The organism is Bradyrhizobium sp. Cp5.3 (assembly GCF_000426265.1).
In the GTDB taxonomy this organism is placed as follows: domain Bacteria; phylum Pseudomonadota; class Alphaproteobacteria; order Rhizobiales; family Xanthobacteraceae; genus Bradyrhizobium; species Bradyrhizobium neotropicale.
Window position 1 is genome coordinate 51,981 of sequence record NZ_AUFA01000036.1, and the last position, 16,817, is coordinate 68,797.

11 protein-coding genes and 2 riboswitches are annotated in these 16,817 nt (G+C 58.7%); of the genes, 6 read left to right on the forward strand and 5 right to left on the reverse strand.

The features are described from left to right. Nucleotides 1–3 precede the first annotated feature (3 nt). Complete coding sequence (locus K289_RS0132465; RefSeq protein WP_027555272.1) at nucleotides 4–2,910, reverse strand: ribonucleoside-diphosphate reductase subunit alpha; 2,907 nt, start codon at nucleotides 2,908–2,910, stop codon at nucleotides 4–6. Nucleotides 2,911–3,026: 116 nt separating this feature from the next. After that, a riboswitch (cobalamin riboswitch) is annotated at nucleotides 3,027–3,247 on the reverse strand. Nucleotides 3,248–3,252: 5 nt separating this feature from the next. Then, nucleotides 3,253–3,804 (reverse strand): hypothetical protein, encoded by a 552-nt coding sequence (locus tag K289_RS0132470; RefSeq protein WP_027555273.1) that lies wholly within the window; start codon nucleotides 3,802–3,804, stop codon nucleotides 3,253–3,255. 234 nt (nucleotides 3,805–4,038) lie between these two features. Continuing rightward, a riboswitch (cobalamin riboswitch) is annotated at nucleotides 4,039–4,242 on the forward strand. A gap of 102 nt (nucleotides 4,243–4,344) precedes the next feature. Between K289_RS0132470 and metE the strand changes: the two genes are divergently transcribed. The 4 genes from metE (at nucleotide 4,345) to K289_RS0132500 (ending at nucleotide 12,308) form a co-directional block, all read left to right on the forward strand. After that, entirely contained in the window at nucleotides 4,345–6,672 is a 2,328-nt protein-coding gene (gene metE / locus K289_RS0132475) for a 5-methyltetrahydropteroyltriglutamate--homocysteine S-methyltransferase (protein ID WP_027555274.1), read from the forward strand. 1,177 nt (nucleotides 6,673–7,849) lie between these two features. Then, nucleotides 7,850–10,240 (forward strand): DUF2235 domain-containing protein, encoded by a 2,391-nt coding sequence (locus K289_RS47960; RefSeq protein ID WP_051311037.1) that lies wholly within the window; start codon nucleotides 7,850–7,852, stop codon nucleotides 10,238–10,240. A gap of 578 nt (nucleotides 10,241–10,818) precedes the next feature. Beyond that, a complete protein-coding gene (locus K289_RS0132495) occupies nucleotides 10,819–11,541 on the forward strand; it encodes a hypothetical protein (RefSeq protein WP_156918312.1) in 723 nt (240 codons plus the stop codon). Beyond that, nucleotides 11,490–12,308, forward strand: coding sequence for a hypothetical protein (locus tag K289_RS0132500; protein WP_027555277.1), 819 nt, complete (start codon nucleotides 11,490–11,492; stop codon nucleotides 12,306–12,308). Before K289_RS0132495 ends, K289_RS0132500 begins: the two co-directional genes overlap by 52 nt. Before the next feature lie 446 nt (nucleotides 12,309–12,754). Here the strand turns inward: K289_RS0132500 and K289_RS0132505 are convergent, their stop codons facing one another. Both K289_RS0132505 and K289_RS0132510 read right to left on the reverse strand, forming a co-directional pair. Next, complete coding sequence (locus K289_RS0132505; RefSeq protein ID WP_027555278.1) at nucleotides 12,755–13,609, reverse strand: nucleotidyl transferase AbiEii/AbiGii toxin family protein; 855 nt, start codon at nucleotides 13,607–13,609, stop codon at nucleotides 12,755–12,757. Then, nucleotides 13,606–14,406: a type IV toxin-antitoxin system AbiEi family antitoxin gene (locus K289_RS0132510; protein ID WP_371260883.1), complete on the reverse strand. Its 801-nt coding sequence runs from the start codon at nucleotides 14,404–14,406 to the stop codon at nucleotides 13,606–13,608. Before K289_RS0132510 ends, K289_RS0132505 begins: the two co-directional genes overlap by 4 nt. 292 nt (nucleotides 14,407–14,698) lie before the next feature. Here K289_RS0132510 and K289_RS0132515 point away from each other — a divergent pair, with 292 nt between their 5' ends. Continuing rightward, nucleotides 14,699–15,274: a helix-turn-helix domain-containing protein gene (locus K289_RS0132515; protein WP_027555280.1), complete on the forward strand. Its 576-nt coding sequence runs from the start codon at nucleotides 14,699–14,701 to the stop codon at nucleotides 15,272–15,274. Continuing rightward, on the forward strand, nucleotides 15,267–16,490 hold the full coding sequence (locus K289_RS0132520) for a type II toxin-antitoxin system HipA family toxin (protein ID WP_035686631.1): 1,224 nt from the start codon (nucleotides 15,267–15,269) through the stop codon (nucleotides 16,488–16,490). The genes K289_RS0132515 and K289_RS0132520 overlap by 8 nt, the downstream gene beginning before the upstream one ends. Before the next feature lie 32 nt (nucleotides 16,491–16,522). On the opposite strand, the gene K289_RS0132525 is transcribed toward K289_RS0132520, so the two are convergent. Continuing rightward, on the reverse strand, nucleotides 16,523–16,817 hold a 295-nt coding region (locus K289_RS0132525; protein WP_156918313.1), incomplete at its 5' end, for an integrase core domain-containing protein.

A 16,817-nucleotide genomic window follows, 5' to 3' on the forward strand; every position in this document is an offset into this window, starting at 1 on the left:
TCCTTACTGGCAGGCTTCGCATTCCGGATCCTCGATCCGGCATGCCTCGGTGCCGTCGAACTCGGGAGCCGTTGCGGAAGGGATGTCGATCGGGGCATGGGTAACCACCGCCGCTGCCGACACGGCGTTGAGCTTGCCGTCTGTGCCCTTGAGCGTCGATTTCTCGACATGCGTGGCGCTGCGCGAACGCAAATAATAGGTCGTCTTGAGGCCGCGCCGCCAAGCCAGCCGGTAGAGCGCGTCGAGCTTCTTGCCCGAGGGACTGGCGATGTAGAGGTTGAGCGACTGCGACTGGTCGATCCATTTCTGCCGGCGGGCCGCCGCCTCGATCAACCAGGCGCTGTCAATCTCGAAAGCGGTTGCATAGAGCGCCTTGAGATCGTCGGGCACCCGATCGATCCGGTCGAGACTGCCGTCGAAATATTTGAGATCGGATACCATGACCTCGTCCCACAGCCCGCGAGCCTTGAGATCGCGGACCAGGAATTCATTCACGACCGTGAAGTCGCCAGACATGTTCGATTTGACGAACAGGTTCTGGTAGCTCGGCTCGATCGACTGCGACACGCCACAGATATTGGAGATAGTTGCCGTCGGCGCGATCGCCATAACGTTCGAATTGCGCATGCCGCATGCGACCACCTTCTGGCGCAGGCCGTGCCAGTCAAGCCTGGAGGAGCGGTCGAGATCGAGCCCGCCGCGGGCCTCAGCGAGGAGCTGGATGGAGTCGATCGGCAGAATCCCTTTCGACCATAGCGAGCCTTCGAAGCTGGCATAGGGGCCTCGCTCCATCGCAAGATCGGATGAAGCGTCAATCGCATGGAACGAGATGGCTTCCATGCTGACGTCGGCGAAGGTGACCGCCGCTTCCGACGCGATCGCGATGCCCTGGACATGCAATGCCTCCTGGAAGCCCATCAGGCCGAGACCGACCGGTCGGTGGCGCATGTTGGAGCGGCGCGCCTCCGGGATGGTGTAGAAGTTGAGGTCGATCACGTTGTCGAGCATCCGCATCGCCGTCTCGACCGTCCGCTTCAGCTTGGCATGATCGATGCCCTCCCGTCCCACATGGGCAAGCAGATTGATCGAACCGAGATTGCAAACGGCAACTTCATCCGCTGCGGTGTTGAGCGTGATTTCGGTACAAAGATTTGAAGAGTGGATCACGCCGGCGTGCCGTTGCGGAGAGCGGAGGTTGCAGGGATCCTTGAAGGTGATCCAGGGATGACCAGTCTCGAACAGCATCGTCAGCATGCGCCGCCAAAGGTCGGTTGCGCGGACGGTCTTGAAGATCCGCATCTTGCCGGCCTTGGCCTTGGCCTCATACTCTTCATAGATGGTCTTGAACGCTTCTCCGTACAGATCATGCAGGTCGGGCGCCTCGTCTGGAGAGAACAGAGTCCATTCGCCGTCGGCCTCCACCCGCTGCATAAAGAGGTCCGGGACCCAGTTCGCGGTATTCATATCGTGGGTGCGGCGGCGATCATCGCCTGTGTTCTTGCGCAGATCGAGGAACTCCTCGATGTCCACGTGCCATGTCTCAAGATAGGCGCAGACCGCGCCTTTGCGCTTGCCGCCCTGATTGACTGCGATCGCCGTATCGTTGGCGACCTTGAGGAACGGCACCACGCCCTGGCTTTCGCCATTGGTGCCCTTGATGTGCGCGCCCAGGCCCCGCACCGGGGTCCAGTCGTTGCCAAGACCCCCCGAATATTTTGCGAGCAGCGCGTTGTCCTTGATCGACTTGAAGATGCCGTCGAGCTCGTCGGTTACCGTTGTCAGAAAGCAAGATGAAAGCTGCGGACGCGGCGTGCCTGAATTGAACAGCGTCGGCGTCGAAGCCATGAAGTCGAAAGATGACAGGAGATCGTAAAACTCGATTGCCTTGGTCTCGCGGTCGATTTCGCGGAGCGCAAGCCCCATAGCTACCCGCATGAAGAACGCTTGCGGCAGCTCGATACGGTTGCCGGAGACGTGAAGAAGGTAACGGTCGTAAAGCGTCTGCAGGCCCAGGAACTGGAATTGCAGATCGCGCTCCGGCTTCAGGGCCGCTGAGATTCTGTTGAGGTCGAACCGGGTCAGCTCGGGATCGAGCAGCTCGGCGGCGATGCCGGTCTTGATATAGACCGGGAAGTAGTCTGCGTAGCGACTGCCCATGTCGGCCTGGCTCGCTTCCGTCGGCTGCCGATGCACATAGGTGAGAACTTCACCGCGCAGCTTGTCCAGCAGCAGACGCGCGCTGACATAGGCGTAGTTGGGCTCTTGCTCCACCAGGGAGCGTGCCGCCATGATCGGCGCAAGCGCAAGCTCGTTGCGGCTGATGCCGTCATATAGATTGCGTGTGGTCTCGACGAGCACAGCCGCAGGATCGGTCGCGTCTAATCCATTGCAGGCCTCCGCGATCACAGCGGTGAGGCGGGCCATATCGACCGGCACGTTGCTGCCGTCGTCGCGGAGCATGTGGAGCGAAGGCTGGCTTGAGATGGCCTTCGGAGCCGCAGCCTCGGCTTCGGCGCGCTTGCGGGCCCGTTCTTCCCGGTAGAGCACGTAGGCGCGCGCGACCTTGTGATTCTCGCGGCGCATCAGCGCGAGTTCGACCTGGTCCTGCACATCCTCGATGTGAAACGTGCGCCCCTCCCCAGCTCGGCGCGTCAGCGCAGCTACGACATCAGCGGTCAAGTGCTCGACGCTCTCATGCACGCGGCGCGAGGCGACTGCTGTGTTGCCTTCCACGGCGAGAAACGCTTTCGTCATCGCAACCGCGATCTTGGCCGAATCGAATTGCGTTACCTTGCCGTTGCGACGGATGATCTGCATGGCGGGCTCGCTTGGCGTGCCCGCGAGCGATTCCGGACGCAGCTGGATGATGGGAGCGGAAGCGATTTCCGCGTCGTGGAGGTTCAAAGACATCAAAGGTCCCCGTGATGCATGTTGCTATCGAACGGGGCAAAGGAGGGCGCCGCAGAAACGCCGGCAGACATGTGCCGGACGGTGCATGCAAGCGACCGCCGGGACACCCCGCCCGTGGACGTTCAGGTCGTCGCGGCAGGTCTCCTGGCTCGCAGGTCGTCGCATGCTTCCCGCCTTCCCGAGGCCTTTAATGACCTCAGTGACGATGTTCGGAAGCAGCTCGCTGCTGACAGTTGCGGGGGCAGCGCCGGAATTCCGCGTCGAAACGCAGTTCACCGGCTTCCCTCTTAGCCACCAAATCTTGCGAAATAGTGGAACCGTGACCTCTATATCTAGTGACATTTACTCGAAAGTGTCAACGGCCGATTGGCGCGCGAGCGACGATTTTCTGTGGGAGGGCATTGCCGCCGTTCCAGCGGCACGACGCCATTCGGAAATCTGGTCCGACTGTTTGGCGAGTTTGCAGATCACCTCCGGCGCATACACAAACACGCCAACCTGCTTCCTGCCCTGGCTGAAAAAGGCGCGACCCACGGGTGGAATCCTGCCCTGCTTGGTCAAGCAACGAAGCTCTGCCGGAGTGACGGATAGAATCTCCTCGACCATTTTCGTCGTGAGCGGTTCCTGTTGGAGCCGCTGCAGTCTCTGCTCGGCAAAGGCGCAAACGTCCATGATATCGGCCTCAGTCGCCTCCGGAAAGGCTATCGAGATGCCACATGGAACCTCGCTCACCACGCATTTGAGTCTCTGGCGGAAAGTCGACTTGACGAGCCGAATGGCGATGCCGGCCCTTTGCCTGCTGCCGCACGTCAGGTTCGTAGCGGGAGAAAATCCGACAACTCGCGTCGTTACGACGCAGGCCAGGTCAAGATGCTGAGACGTGATCGTGTTCATGCTCGACCTATGGCGCAAGGAAAGCGGCAGCGACGAAGGATAGCCAACAAGGAACATCGTGTTACTGACGGTTCGGACGCTTGCACACCTACCAACTTGGGCCGATTGAGTTTCGAAGACGCAGAGTTGAGGACGAGTAGCGTTACACCGTCGCGAAACTGTCGGACGTCTCCACTGTCCAGATCGCCGTTCAGACGCGCACATGTGAGAGGTTGACGGCGCGGCCGTCTTGCAGATAATCGAAAGCGTCGAGGTTCTCCGGATCCCGCTTGATCCGGAGCTAAGAGGGAAGCCGGTGCGATGCCGGCGCTGCCCCCGCAACTGTAAGCGGCGAGCCGCTGTCCAACTCAAGTCACTGAAGCCCATACAGCTTCGGGAAGGCCAGACAGCGACATTGACCCGCGAGCCAGGAGACCTGCCCCGACGAAATATTCGTCCACGGGCGGGGTGTCCCGGTGGTACGCGAGGCAGCCGTCGCTCGCGCGACTTTCCCTGCATGCGTCCGCCACGGCCTCTGCCCCCAACCACGGGGTTGATGCTATGTCTCTGTCTCTTCCTGTTGCAACTCTCGGCACACCTCGTATCGGTCCGCGACGCGAGCTGAAATTCGCGCTCGAGCGCTTTTGGTCTGGCGCATCGGACGAACCCTCGCTGATCGAGGCCGGCATGGCGCTGCGCGCTGCGAATTGGGCGCGGCAGAAAAGGCTCGGCGTCACCGTGATTCCTTCGAACGACTTTTCGTTCTACGACCAAGTGCTCGACACGTCCGTGATGGTCGGTGCCATTCCGGACGTCTATGGCTGGAAAAACGGCCCGGTGCCGCTTGCAACCTATTTTGCCATGGCGCGCGGCGCGGATGCTAACGCAACTGAAGCGTCATGCGGGCATGCGCACCACGGTCATGGCGTACCGGCGCAGGAGATGACGAAATGGTTTGACACCAACTACCATTACATGGTCCCGGAGCTGCGCCGCGATCAGCAATTCAGCCTCGCCTCACGCAAACCGATTGAGGAATACGAAGAGGCAAAGTCGCTCGGCTATCAGACGCGGCCGGTATTGATCGGACCCGTCACATTCCTCAAGCTCGCCAAGAGCAAGGAACCGGACTTCGAACCGCTCTCGCTGCTGGAGCGGTTGCTCCCGGTCTATGTCGATGTCCTTCGCGAACTTGCCCAGCAGGGCGCGGACTGGGTCCAGATCGACGAACCCTGCCTTGTGCTCGATCTGGACGCTGCCGCTCAGGCCGCGCTCCGCTCCGCCTACACCGAGATCGCAAGATCCGTGCCGCAGATCAAGATCATGTTGGCGAGCTATTTCGGTGCGCTCGGCGAAAACCGCGATACTGCCTTCGGGCTTCCTGTCACGGGCCTGCACTTCGATCTCGTCCGCGCCCCGGAGCAATTGTCAGATCTTGCCGCCTTGTCCCGCGATCGCGTGATCTCGCTCGGCGTGATCGACGGGCGTAACATCTGGCGTGCGGATCTTAATCGCGTTCTCGATCGGCTCGAACCCGTGATCGACGCGCTAGGGCGGGATCGCGTGCAGATCGCGCCATCCTGCTCCCTCCTGCATGTGCCGATCGATCTTGGCCTGGAGGAAAAGTTCGATCCCCAGATCAAGAGCTGGCTCGCCTTCGCCGTCCAAAAGATCGAGGAATTGGCAACACTGGGAGCGGCGCTCTCGGGCGGCCGGAAGTCGTGCGGTACGGCTCTGAAGGAATCTGACATTGCCGCCGCCGCACGTAAGGGTTCGCCCCGCATTCACGATGCGAAAGTGGCGCAGCGTGTCGCCGCAATCGATGCGAGCCTGCGTCGCCGCAACAGCCCGTTTGCGAAGCGTGCGGAGGCGCAACACCAGCGCTTCAATTTGCCGGCGTTTCCAACGACGACCATCGGCTCATTCCCGCAGACGACAGCGGTCCGGAATGCGCGCGCAGCGCATACCCGTGGGACGCTCAGCAACGCTGCCTACACGACGTTCCTCCAGAACGAGACCGCGCGCGCGGTCCGGTGGCAGGAGAATATTGGCCTTGACGTGCTGGTGCATGGTGAGTTCGAGCGCAACGACATGGTGCAATATTTCGGCGAGCAGTTTTCCGGCTTCGCCTTCACCAACCATGGCTGGGTGCAGTCCTATGGTTCGCGCTGCGTTCGGCCGCCAATCCTGTTTGGCGATGTCTCGCGACCCAAGCCAATGACGGTCGAGTGGTGGCAATACGCGCAATCGCTCACGGAAACGCCCATGAAGGGAATGCTGACCGGACCGGTGACCATCCTGAACTGGTCCTTCGTCCGCGACGATATTCCTCGAAGCGAGGCATGCCGCCAAATCGCGCTCGCCATCCGAGACGAGGTTCACGACCTCGAAGCTGCGGGAGCAGGCATGATACAGATCGACGAGGCGGCGCTTCGCGAGGGGCTGCCTCTGCGCAAATCAGAATGGAAGACCTATCTTGATTGGGCTGTGGACAGCTTCCGCATCTGCTCGTCGGGCGTTCGCGACGAGACCCAGATCCACACCCACATGTGCTACTCCGAGTTCAACGACATCATTGATGCGATCGGCGCTATGGACGCTGACGTCATTTCCATCGAGACATCCCGCTCAAAAATGGAATTGCTCGATGCATTCAGGGTTTACAAATATCCCAACGAAATCGGACCGGGTGTCTACGATATCCATTCGCCGCGTGTGCCGGACATATTGGAGATGAAAAATCTGCTCACCCTGGCAAGGGAACGGATTTCAGACTCCCAACTCTGGATCAATCCTGATTGTGGCCTGAAGACGCGACGTTGGGAGGAGGTGCGTCCCGCTCTCGTTAACATGGTCGCAGCCGCTCGCGAGCTTCGCACCGTGTCTTGAACAAGGGGGAGTGCGGATGCATCATCGGGATCAGTCCCCCTGTAGGCCGTGACAGCTCTACGCCGCGCACAAGACCAGCCCCGGCATGGTCGACCGACGCCTAACGTCCGGGGCGAGAACAATGTTGTGTTCGCCCCGGACGATGATGATCCGCCGGGCTACGATTTTTCCTGTGGCGGTCACGCGCCGCTTCAACACCTACGTGGCCGACGCGACAGCAGCCGGTCACCAGGACCTACGCACTCAGGAAAAGAGCACGTCCCGAGAACTTGTGGCGCCGTCGATATGGACAGCGCCTGCCATTGAATCAACTGGTGCTAAGCTGGGCTGCGGTCGAGGTTTGCACCTTGAGCGTTTGCCTGTACTCGATCGCCTCCGCGGTCTCACGAAATTCCAGAAGGTCGCCGGCCAGCTCGCTCAGATGGGCCCTCACCTCGAGCGGCGGCGTCCTAAAGAACTCGCGTCGCGATTCACGGCATTGACGCGCCGCTCATGCATCTCCGGCAGACCGAAGCTGCCGGTGGGTTTGGCTAGCCCTAAATCGAGGCTCCCTGACTCGTGCAAATTGCCTTGCTGCGGCTTTGACGAGTGGACTCGTCCACCAAGACCGCAAGGCGATGCGATGCATACACTCTCCGCTTTTGCGCGCGAGAATCTCCGACGGTATTCACCAACATTCCGATCATGGAGAAAATGAACAGCTCAATCGGCGGCTTTTCGGGGACCGCCTGCCGGAAGCCACAGCCAAAAATGCGGAAATGCCCCCTCCATGCGTTCCAGTCAGCGTCAGCTTCCAAATAACTTCATTCTCGAGAATGAGGCCGTTGAGAAGAAATAGGACCAGCAACGGCACCACCAAATACCAATTCGCGCCGGCAACGCACACTCCTGCTGAGGCAGCAATGGCGAGATCGCACGATTGGGCGCGTTGCTCGAGTGGGTGGTCGCCTCGGGATTCAGCGCTGGGCTTATTTAGCGCGGCAAAAAAGCGATTTGGCAAGAACAATGAAGAGAAACTGCATCGAACGCAAAAACGAGCCTGCAAACGATCCACGCTGGGATGCAGCCTCCACAGCGAGAATGGCCCCTTGACTCTAGGTCGAGCAAACGTTCAAATTCAACCATATATTGTATTTAACTCCGGCCTTATGCGGACTCATTTTAGATCAGGAAGATCATGCCGCGTCGCATCGTGCTCCTCTCCGACGGCACAGGAAATTCATCGGCCAAGGTTTGGCGGACCAACGTTTGGCGCATGTTCAGTGCGCTGGACCTCACCAAGGACGACCAGGTCGCCTGCTACGACGATGGTGTCGGGACATCGTCCTTTAAGCCCCTGGCGATGCTCGGCGGCGCATTCGGCATAGGACTGCGGCGCAACGTCATCACGCTCTATAAGTTCGCCTGCCGCAACTATCGCAATCAAGGCGACGAGATCTTCGCCTTCGGATTCAGCCGCGGCGCTTTTACCATCCGTGTCACGATAGGCTTGATACTCGATCAAGGTCTCATTGCCGCAAACGGAATTTCCGACAGCGAATTGGACCGCCAGGCCAGAGCAGCGTATCGCGCCTACCACAAAAGGCATTTTCACACGAATTGGTATCTGATGGTCCAGGGCGTGAAGAAGTTGCTGGCCGGGAAGATACCCGCCGCCGGCGCTGCTGGCGCGCCTGCGGGAAGGCTGAGGCCTGTCATCCGGTTCCTCGGGCTTTGGGACACCGTGGCCGCATACGGCCTTCCTGTTGACGAGATGACGCAGGGCGTGAGCCAATGGATTTGGCCACTTGAACTCCCCAGCCACACGCTTGATCCCAGTGTGAAACGCGCGTGTCAGGCGCTTTCACTTGATGACGAACGTACCACATTCCACCCAGTTCTTTGGAACGAGCGGCAGGAGAAGCCGGCCACACCAGGAGGCGCGCGCTATACTACCGACGAGAGGATCAGTCAGGTCTGGTTTGCGGGCGTGCACGCCAATGTCGGCGGGGGTTATCCCGATGATTCGCTCGCATACATTCCGCTCTACTGGATTATGGAGGAGGCCCGCGCCCAAGGCCTCTGCTTCAAATCGTCGGATCCAGCCGCGCTGGCCGAGACGAAGCAGGCGCAGGACAAGGACGGCCGTTTATATGATTCTCGCGCGGGCGCGGCGAGTTACTACCGCTATGGGCCAAGGCGCGTATCGCGGCTGACCCGCCAGCGCTTCTCCTGGACGACGGGCGATGAGGTCTATATCGAGAAGCCAAAGATCCATGAGACAGTGCTGCGGAGAATCAAGAACAATGCGCATGTTTATGCGCCGATAGGAATTCCCCACGAGTACGACGTGGTCTCGCCAGAGATCGCCCAAGACGGCAGCGTTCGCTTCAGAATAGCCCCTCTGCCGGACAGCGCGTCAGGCCCGACCGTCAATGCGCCGGAGACCTCGGAGCAAGCACAGGGACGGGTCGTCGCTGAACGTCAGCACATCTGGCCACTCGTCTGGGTCCGCGCAGCGCTATATTTCCTCTCCTTGGCGGCAACCCTTGTGTTTGTGGTGTTTCCGTTCACCGGCCGGAGCGATCCGCTTGGTGAAAGGGCGAACGCGCTCAAGTGGGTCTCCGATATCATCAGGACCCTGAGCGGCTTTCTGCCTTCTTGGCTGTCTCAGTGGTTCGGCTCCTATGCCCAGTATCCGGTGACGTTCCTGATCCTGGTGGGCATCATTGGAATTTTGATCATCGGCGGCAAGCGGGTCGCTTCTGCGGTGGATGACAAAATGACGGCGCTTTGGCGCGCAGCTTTCGCTGGAACGCTTCCCGCGCCGGAGACGGCGCCGAGTCCTACGCCGCGCGGACGCGAGCTCATCTTGATGGGTCTGCGTTCGGCTTGGCGCTACTATCTGGGCCCGGCGCTTTCGGCCATTGTCATCGCTTATCTAGGGATCACGGTGGGCAACCGCCTTCTGTTCACGGCGGTCGACCAAGCCGGCGTCTTTTGCAAGCCGACCAAGGACCTCGATTACATTCCGGATACCGGCGCCCTGGTCTCCTTTGAGACTTCGAACCTCTGCTTTGCCACGGGCTACAAGGTCGGTCGTCTCGAGCGGTACTTCGTTTGGACCAACCCTGCCCCGGCGGCACTTGCCAGACAGTATTCGAACTATTCAACCAGCAAGGATACCTGCAAGCTTGCCACGGCGAGCGCACCCTCGATCCTGGCGAACGGTGGCGTTGAGACCGACGCGCGCGGGTATTCGACTTTCCACAATCCGGAGGACGGCACGCAGCTCTCCTGGACCGAGACTGTTGTCCACGTGCTCGCATCACCCCTCCGGCGCTACTATCTGCAGCCCTGGTTTCAACCCGTGGCGCGGTACGGATCACTTGGCAGCGAAGTGGACTTCCTCGAGCCTGACCCGGATCGGCGCGTGAAGAAGATTTCGGAGTATGTATCTCCCAAGGTGACTGACGAGCTTTTCTTTTACGTGAACGACAGCGTTCTTCTGCTCCCGCGCAAGTTTCAGTGGCTCTACAACGACAACAAGGGCTGCATTTCGTTCTTCATCAAGCCGTCAAAGCAGTAGCTCGCAAGAATCGTCTCGAGGAAATGATGGATTTTTCAAGACTGGCGTATTGTCGGGCTGGCGGTCTCGGGCCTCGCGACCGCTGGCTTCGACCATGCGAACCTCAAGTTCAGGGCTCCGTGGCGGTCGCGCCATTGAAAGCCCTCGAACGGCGGTCCCACGGATGCAAGCGCTCTGGATATTGCAGACTTCATATCTCGCACTTAGCCGGCCACGACGTCCGACAAGCCAGCTTTCAAGCTCTATCGCAAGCGCGGGAGACGACAAGCCGGCGCGCATTTAAGCTCTCGGCTGTGGACAAGACCGGCCGCAGGTGAGCGCGTTCCCCAGCGCCCAGAAACCGGCCAAGACCTCCCTCCGCGGACATTCAGCGGCCCTTGCCAGAGCCATCATAGTTCAAAGTCCGTATACCCGCGCACGGACGCTCCGATGGCAGGCGATTGCCAAACTATCTCGGCGGCTTTCGTACGCGCCCAGGTCGCGGTAAGACCACGCATATGAGCAGACTCAGACGGGACAAAGCCAGGAAACGGCTCAACGAACTGCTAGGCTTAGCAAACGACGAGGCGTTCGTACTCATGGTCTGGGCCGTCGACGCCCTGCAGTCGGACCGGGCCGATGCTGCCGCGCGCCTTTTGACTTTTCCAAAGGATGCAAAGAATGCCCAGCTCGGCGACAGCCATCTCGTCTTCAAGTGGGCACTGGAAACATTGGTGAACGAGCTGCTGATCACTCGAAAGAAGGCTGCATCTCGAAATGGCCGCTCGCGGGTCCTTGACTGCAGGCAATTCGACACGATCGCGACATGCGTCAACGTGCTTCGAAAGCTTGAAGACGCAGAGGACGGAATGGTTCTGGCTCATGTGAGCGTTCTCGACGTCATGCACAAGATCGGCCATCGCCAGTTCGAATGGCAGCGCGGCTTTGCCAATCTGGCGCAGATCTATCGGTCGCTGTTCGTCTTTGGAGGTGAGCTCGCGAAAAATTATTTTGAAGAGACCAACCGCCTACCCCTGACGGACTTTTTCCTTTGCGGATTCGCCTTCTACGCTCTGTTGCAGGATCATCCTGCTTTCGAAACGACTGTAAGCCTGTCGGATCTATCGATATCAACCGAGACTCGAGACGCGGCGCTTCGTTTGATCTCTGCCCCTCTAATCGAAGTTCGGAAGCAGGCGATCAAGATCAGGCAAATCGGCGGACGATCCACGGCTTATCAGCAGAGCGTCTCCGCAAGACACCCGCCATCTTGTTCGATCGGTCGGGCCGACGCCTCACTCGCGCTCCATTACCCGCACTGATCATACAGCGCGTCACGGCCGGTCTCTATTTTGATCTTGTCGGCGGCGGATCAAAGATCTGGCGAGAAATCGGCTCGCGTTTCGAGAGCTACTGTCTCGAGCTGATCAGCGAAGCACTGCCAGGGGCACAGCCTAGTGGCGCGTTCAAGTACAAGTTTCGCAGAACTGTCGATTCTCCGGATATCTTTCTTCACGACGAGAGCGGCACCGCGAAGCTCGCTGTTGAATGCAAAGCAAAAAAGATGTCGATCGTTGCAAAGTTTTCCGACAATCCGCTCGACGACGCAAGAGAGGCGTTCTCCGAGATAATCAAGGGCGTGGTGCAAATCTGGCGCTTCTACTCGCATTGCCGCCGCTCGAATGGTATCAAGTCGATTGGGCCCGACGCCGCCGGCATGGTTTTAACTCTCGATCCTTGGCTACAGATGTCCAATCATCAGGATCGCGTGATGGCAGAAGCGAGTGCGCTCGCAGGACAGATCGATGCCGACATCACCGATGAGGATCGCAGGCCTATTCTGTTTTGCTCAATCGAGGATCTCGAAAGCACACTTGGCATCGCGTCAGAGACATCATTCTTTCAGGCAGTGGCTGCGGCCGCTTCCAACCCTGAATTCAAGGGCTGGAGCCTCCTTAGTGTGCATCAAAGAGTCTCAGTGGGAGAACGGCAAAATGCCTATCCCTTCGAAGCCAAAATCGCGGATGTCCTGCCCGCGTGGAAGCTTCTCAATAGCGAGGCTATCAGGCCGCGAGCCGTCGCCGGATAGACCGCGGCGTGGCCAATGCCATTTGGTGAAGATCGACGAGGGGTACATTTCGGATGTATCACTTGCTTTCCATGCAGTGCTTGCAGGCGTGCGCCGGAGGCGCATCGCCCCACTGAAAATGCACCCGCAGGAGCGTGAGCATAGCGACGGCGCAGCCGGCACGCGGGACCGAGTGCAGCGACGAGACCGGTCAATTGTGGCACCCGGGACAGGGGCAGTGATAGCGACGCCGAAGGCGGGCCCCTTTCCCGAGTGCCCCCCGCGAGGAGCACCTTATCTCTTTGCGCGAAGGATCGTCACCCGAAGGGCCGAGACCTTGGGCTCGGTAACGCCCGCGTAAGCGGGGCGGCGTAGAGCCTGACCGGCACAGCCGGGCGCGCCCATATGCACCGCAAACCGTGTCCTGCGTGACGCGCTCAGAAGCGAACGAAAAGACATGCGCAGCACTAACCGTTCAAATCATGCTTCGCCAGCAGTTCAGGCGTCGTCGCCCAAGACTTGCCAGGTATCTTGCTGATGAATCCATCAAATACCCGTTTGAAGGCCGTTTTGGCAGCTGCGTCATCGAAACGTTCTCGTTCTCCCGCTGTTAGCAGGGGATGAACGTCGGACAGAAATCCGCGGCGCTCGAGCTTCTCGAACATCCGTTTCTCCGCCTCCCATCGCGGGATCGGCTTTTGCTTGGTGTACTCGACGAACATATCGACCGTCCGCTGAGCATCCAGGCCGGAAAAGACCTCCAAAGCATGAGCGAGATCGACGAGATCGCGCCCTTTGTTGCGTTGAAGAAGTGCGCGGACCTTTGTCGACAAGACTTCCTCGGTCGAGAACGTCGGAATATCGGCCGCGCCGGAGAACCAGGGATTATCGACCTTGAGGCGAAGCGTCTTGGCGGGGTCCAGAGCGGTGATCTCGGCTTCGTTTATTTCAATCTTGAGCCGAATCGTGGATGAGCCGTCCTCCGCTGCAACGGTGTACCGCAACGCTGGAGCGGTCTGGCTGCGAAGATATTCGGGATTTCCAAGCCATGGATCGAGAAGGTCGTGGATGCGGTCCCAAATCGGCTTTGAGGCCCCCTCTTTAGTACGAGCAAGGTCGATGTCTTCTGAATATCTCAGTGGCTTCGAAAAATGCAGCTTATTGAGTGCGGTGCCACCACGAAAGCGCAGCTCTTCTCGCAAGAAGGCATCGCCGAAGAGGTCGACAAGCGCACGAGCAATTATCAGATCCTGCTCCACTTGGCGCAGTTCGGCCCAAGGGGCTGCCTTCGACCAGGCCACAATGTTCTGGCTCGGGATCATTCGTCGATCTCTGGCCCGCGCTGAACGACGACCCTCCATCGCTCGTTGCGTTCGAGGGGCGGTTCGGACGTAGCGAGGGTTCGTTCCTGCGGCTCGAGAGCTGCCCAGGGTATGGAGTTGGTTGCGGATAGCTGATCATGCATCGGCTGGGCTCGCTCACCGTGGCCAAGCCGGTCAAGCAGATAACCGAGGCGTTGCACGCAAGCTCGGTCAAAGTGGGAAGCCATGGTCGCAAGTTTTTGCCGGTCCAGCTTATGACCGAGATCGTTGAGAACGGTCGCGACGGCATCGACACCACCCGCGACATGGATGTAGCGGAGCAAATCAAGGGCTGTCAGTTCGGGCGACGACACTTTCATTTTTCCGGTATCAGTCTTTCGCTCGACGATCCCCTCGAGAACCGACTCCATGTCTTTGCGAAAGTGAAAGGTGATCCATGACCGGCCCGCCCGGATTTTGCGTAGCTGCCGGTCTGTTATGACCTGAAAATCCATGACTGCGTGGTGGGTGGCGCCATGCAGTTCTGCAGCCTTCAGCAAACCTACGTAGTAGGACCTGCTCTCATACCGCATCAGGGCATCAATGTACCAAGATGGTGGCGGCGCCTGCCAAGACAGAAATTGCGGTGGTACCGCGACGTAGAAGCCTTGGCGCGGATTGAAGAGCATGTGACGCTTCTGCAAGCGAGAGGCAGCCTTTAGAAATGCTCCTTCCGTTATCCCGAGCGCAGCAATGGCCTCATTCCGCGTGAACGTAATCCGGCCTTCAGATTGGAGGTCGGTGAGATAGTTTGCCAAGCTGGAACGCAAATACAGCATCATACGCAAAAATAGAACTATTTCGTCGGTATTTCAATATGACGCAAGAGATATTCTGGCATTATATGCAAAACTGGCACACTGTCGTCTATTTCGGCATATGAATGTGCGCAGCGAAGAGGAACCGAAATCTCCCCCCCTTTCAATCGATATAGAATCCTTATCGAATATTGGCGCTCGATAATAAAAATTATCAATACTTGACCCGTCTCGGCTCGGGCTGATATATATTATCATTATCAAATTTTGGCTACGATTGGGATATTATATCGTGTCCTACCAGAGTGAGGAACTCATTCGAGAGGTTCAAGGTCAGCGGATCAGGGCCGCAATGAGCCAGCGGGCTTTGGCGGCCCGCTCCGGGCTTACCCAGGCACACATCTCCCAAATCGAGACCGGACGTCTCGAACCCGGCCTGTCGAGCTTCATCCAGATGGCGCGAGCGCTCGACCTTGAGGTCGTACTTGTACCAAAGAAGCTTCTCCCCGCTGTAGAGGGCATGCTTCGTTCGACCACTCCCGAATTCCTTGCAGAAGAAGGGCGGTCCGCTCTTTTTGCCAAGGGCGAACGCCTTCTCGCGAAATTGAAGAAGCTGCAGGGCGGTTCAGCCGTGTTCGACCGTATCGCCGAATACTTCCGTTTTCTCAAACAGGTCCGCCTCTCAAAGGACGACGTTGCTCTCGTCGAGGACTCGATAGAAATTCTGCGTCACATTCGAGCTGGTCCCCAATCAAGAGCCGAACTCGATAACATCGCCGGCTTGCTGCAAGTGGTCCGCAACCGGATTGCTCACCCCGCAGAAGCACCACGTCCAGCCTACGCATTGGACGAGGATGACGATGCCTGACGTATCAGTCTTGGACGTTCATCTGTATGACAGCCCGATCGCGACCCTGACGCTCGTGCAAGGGGACCGGACACTGCTTGCTTTCAACCAGACCTACGTCGACGATGACAACCGCCCCACATTAAGCCTTTCCTTCAAGGATCAGTTCGGAAAACTTCTGACCGCCTTTAGGCCCTATCAGACGGTCCTTCCGCCTTTTTTCTCCAATCTGTTGCCAGAAGGACCATTGCGCCGATATCTGGCAGAGCGTGCGGGCGTAAAACAAACGCGCGAATTCTTCCTGCTCTGGATGCTCGGCCGGGACCTCCCCGGTGCGCTTTCTGTCCATCCGGCTCAAGGGGAGGCATTACCTCCTCAAGTCGAAGAAGATCTCACTCCCGACGAACGGCACAACATGCTGCGCTTTTCGCTAGCTGGTGTGCAGCTGAAATTCTCAGCCCTGAAGAATGATCAAAAGAACGGTGGACTGACGATTCCAGTCGAAGGCGTCGGCGGTTCGTGGGTCGTCAAGCTGCCCTCTCATCAGTATCCGGGCGTGCCTGAGAACGAATATTCGATGATGACGATCGCTAAAACCATGGGCATGGACGTGCCGGAGCTCCAATTGATCGATGTCAACGAGATCAAAGGCCTTCCTGAGGGTCTCGGCGAGCTCAAGGGACAGGCTCTTGCGGTGAGACGGTTTGACCGGACAGACGATGGTCCGATCCACATGGAAGATTTCGCGCAAGTATTCGCGGTGGCGCCTGACGAGAAGTACGACCACGCAAACTATAGAAATATCGCACGCGTACTCGGCATCGAAACGGGCGATGCCGGTGTTGCTGAATTCATCCGGAGGCTCGTTTTCAGCACCTTGATTGGCAATACCGACATGCACCTCAAAAACTGGTCCCTCATCTACCCGGACCGGCGCACGCCGATCTTGTCCCCCGCCTACGATTTGCTTTCGACCATCCCGTATATCGCGGACGATAAAATGGCGCTGAACTATTCACGCACAAAGAAGATGATCGAGTTTTCCACGGACGAGCTCAAGCACCTCGCCGCAAAAGCCAGGCTGTCCGAGAAACTCGTCCTGGACACCGCATCCGAAACGGTCGCGAGATTCAAAGCGGTATGGTCAAAAGAAAAATCACATCTTCCGCTGGCTAGAAAGGTTGTCGATATCGTCGAGGCTCATGCCGCGACTATCCCAATCTACAGCTGGTTGTAGCACGGGTTATGCGTTGACCTGCCACCGAAGTTTCATCCAGCGGCGGTTAGAGTCTCGGGGTTTTCTACGCCATGCGGCGCGGGTGGAGCAACGGGCGATCGGCGGAGCTGGTCGGGGTTGCGCAGCCGAGCGCCCGTTGCGGTGAGTGTGGCGGCGTAGGCCGCAGGTGTGAGGTATTCCAGCGAAGAATGCGGGCGCTGGTCGTTGTAGTCGGCGACCCATGCAGCGATCTTGGTGCGTGCGTCGTCGAGATCGAAGAACAGCGTCTCGTTCAAGAACTCATCACGCATCCGGCCGTTGAAGCTCTCGACGAAGGCGTTCTGGATC

What these genes read in the sequence shown, in the direction of transcription:
- K289_RS0132465 (WP_027555272.1), bottom strand. Translation starts at nt 2,910, where the DNA reads ATGTCTTTGAACCTCCACGACGCGGAAATCGCTTCCGCTCCCATCATC.
- K289_RS0132470 (WP_027555273.1), bottom strand. Translation starts at nt 3,804, where the DNA reads ATGAACACGATCACGTCTCAGCATCTTGACCTGGCCTGCGTCGTAACG.
- metE (WP_027555274.1), top strand. Translation starts at nt 4,345, where the DNA reads ATGTCTCTGTCTCTTCCTGTTGCAACTCTCGGCACACCTCGTATCGGT.
- K289_RS47960 (WP_051311037.1), top strand. Translation starts at nt 7,850, where the DNA reads ATGCCGCGTCGCATCGTGCTCCTCTCCGACGGCACAGGAAATTCATCG.
- K289_RS0132495 (WP_156918312.1), top strand. Translation starts at nt 10,819, where the DNA reads ATGGTCTGGGCCGTCGACGCCCTGCAGTCGGACCGGGCCGATGCTGCC.
- K289_RS0132505 (WP_027555278.1), bottom strand. Translation starts at nt 13,609, where the DNA reads ATGATCCCGAGCCAGAACATTGTGGCCTGGTCGAAGGCAGCCCCTTGG.
- K289_RS0132520 (WP_035686631.1), top strand. Translation starts at nt 15,267, where the DNA reads ATGCCTGACGTATCAGTCTTGGACGTTCATCTGTATGACAGCCCGATC.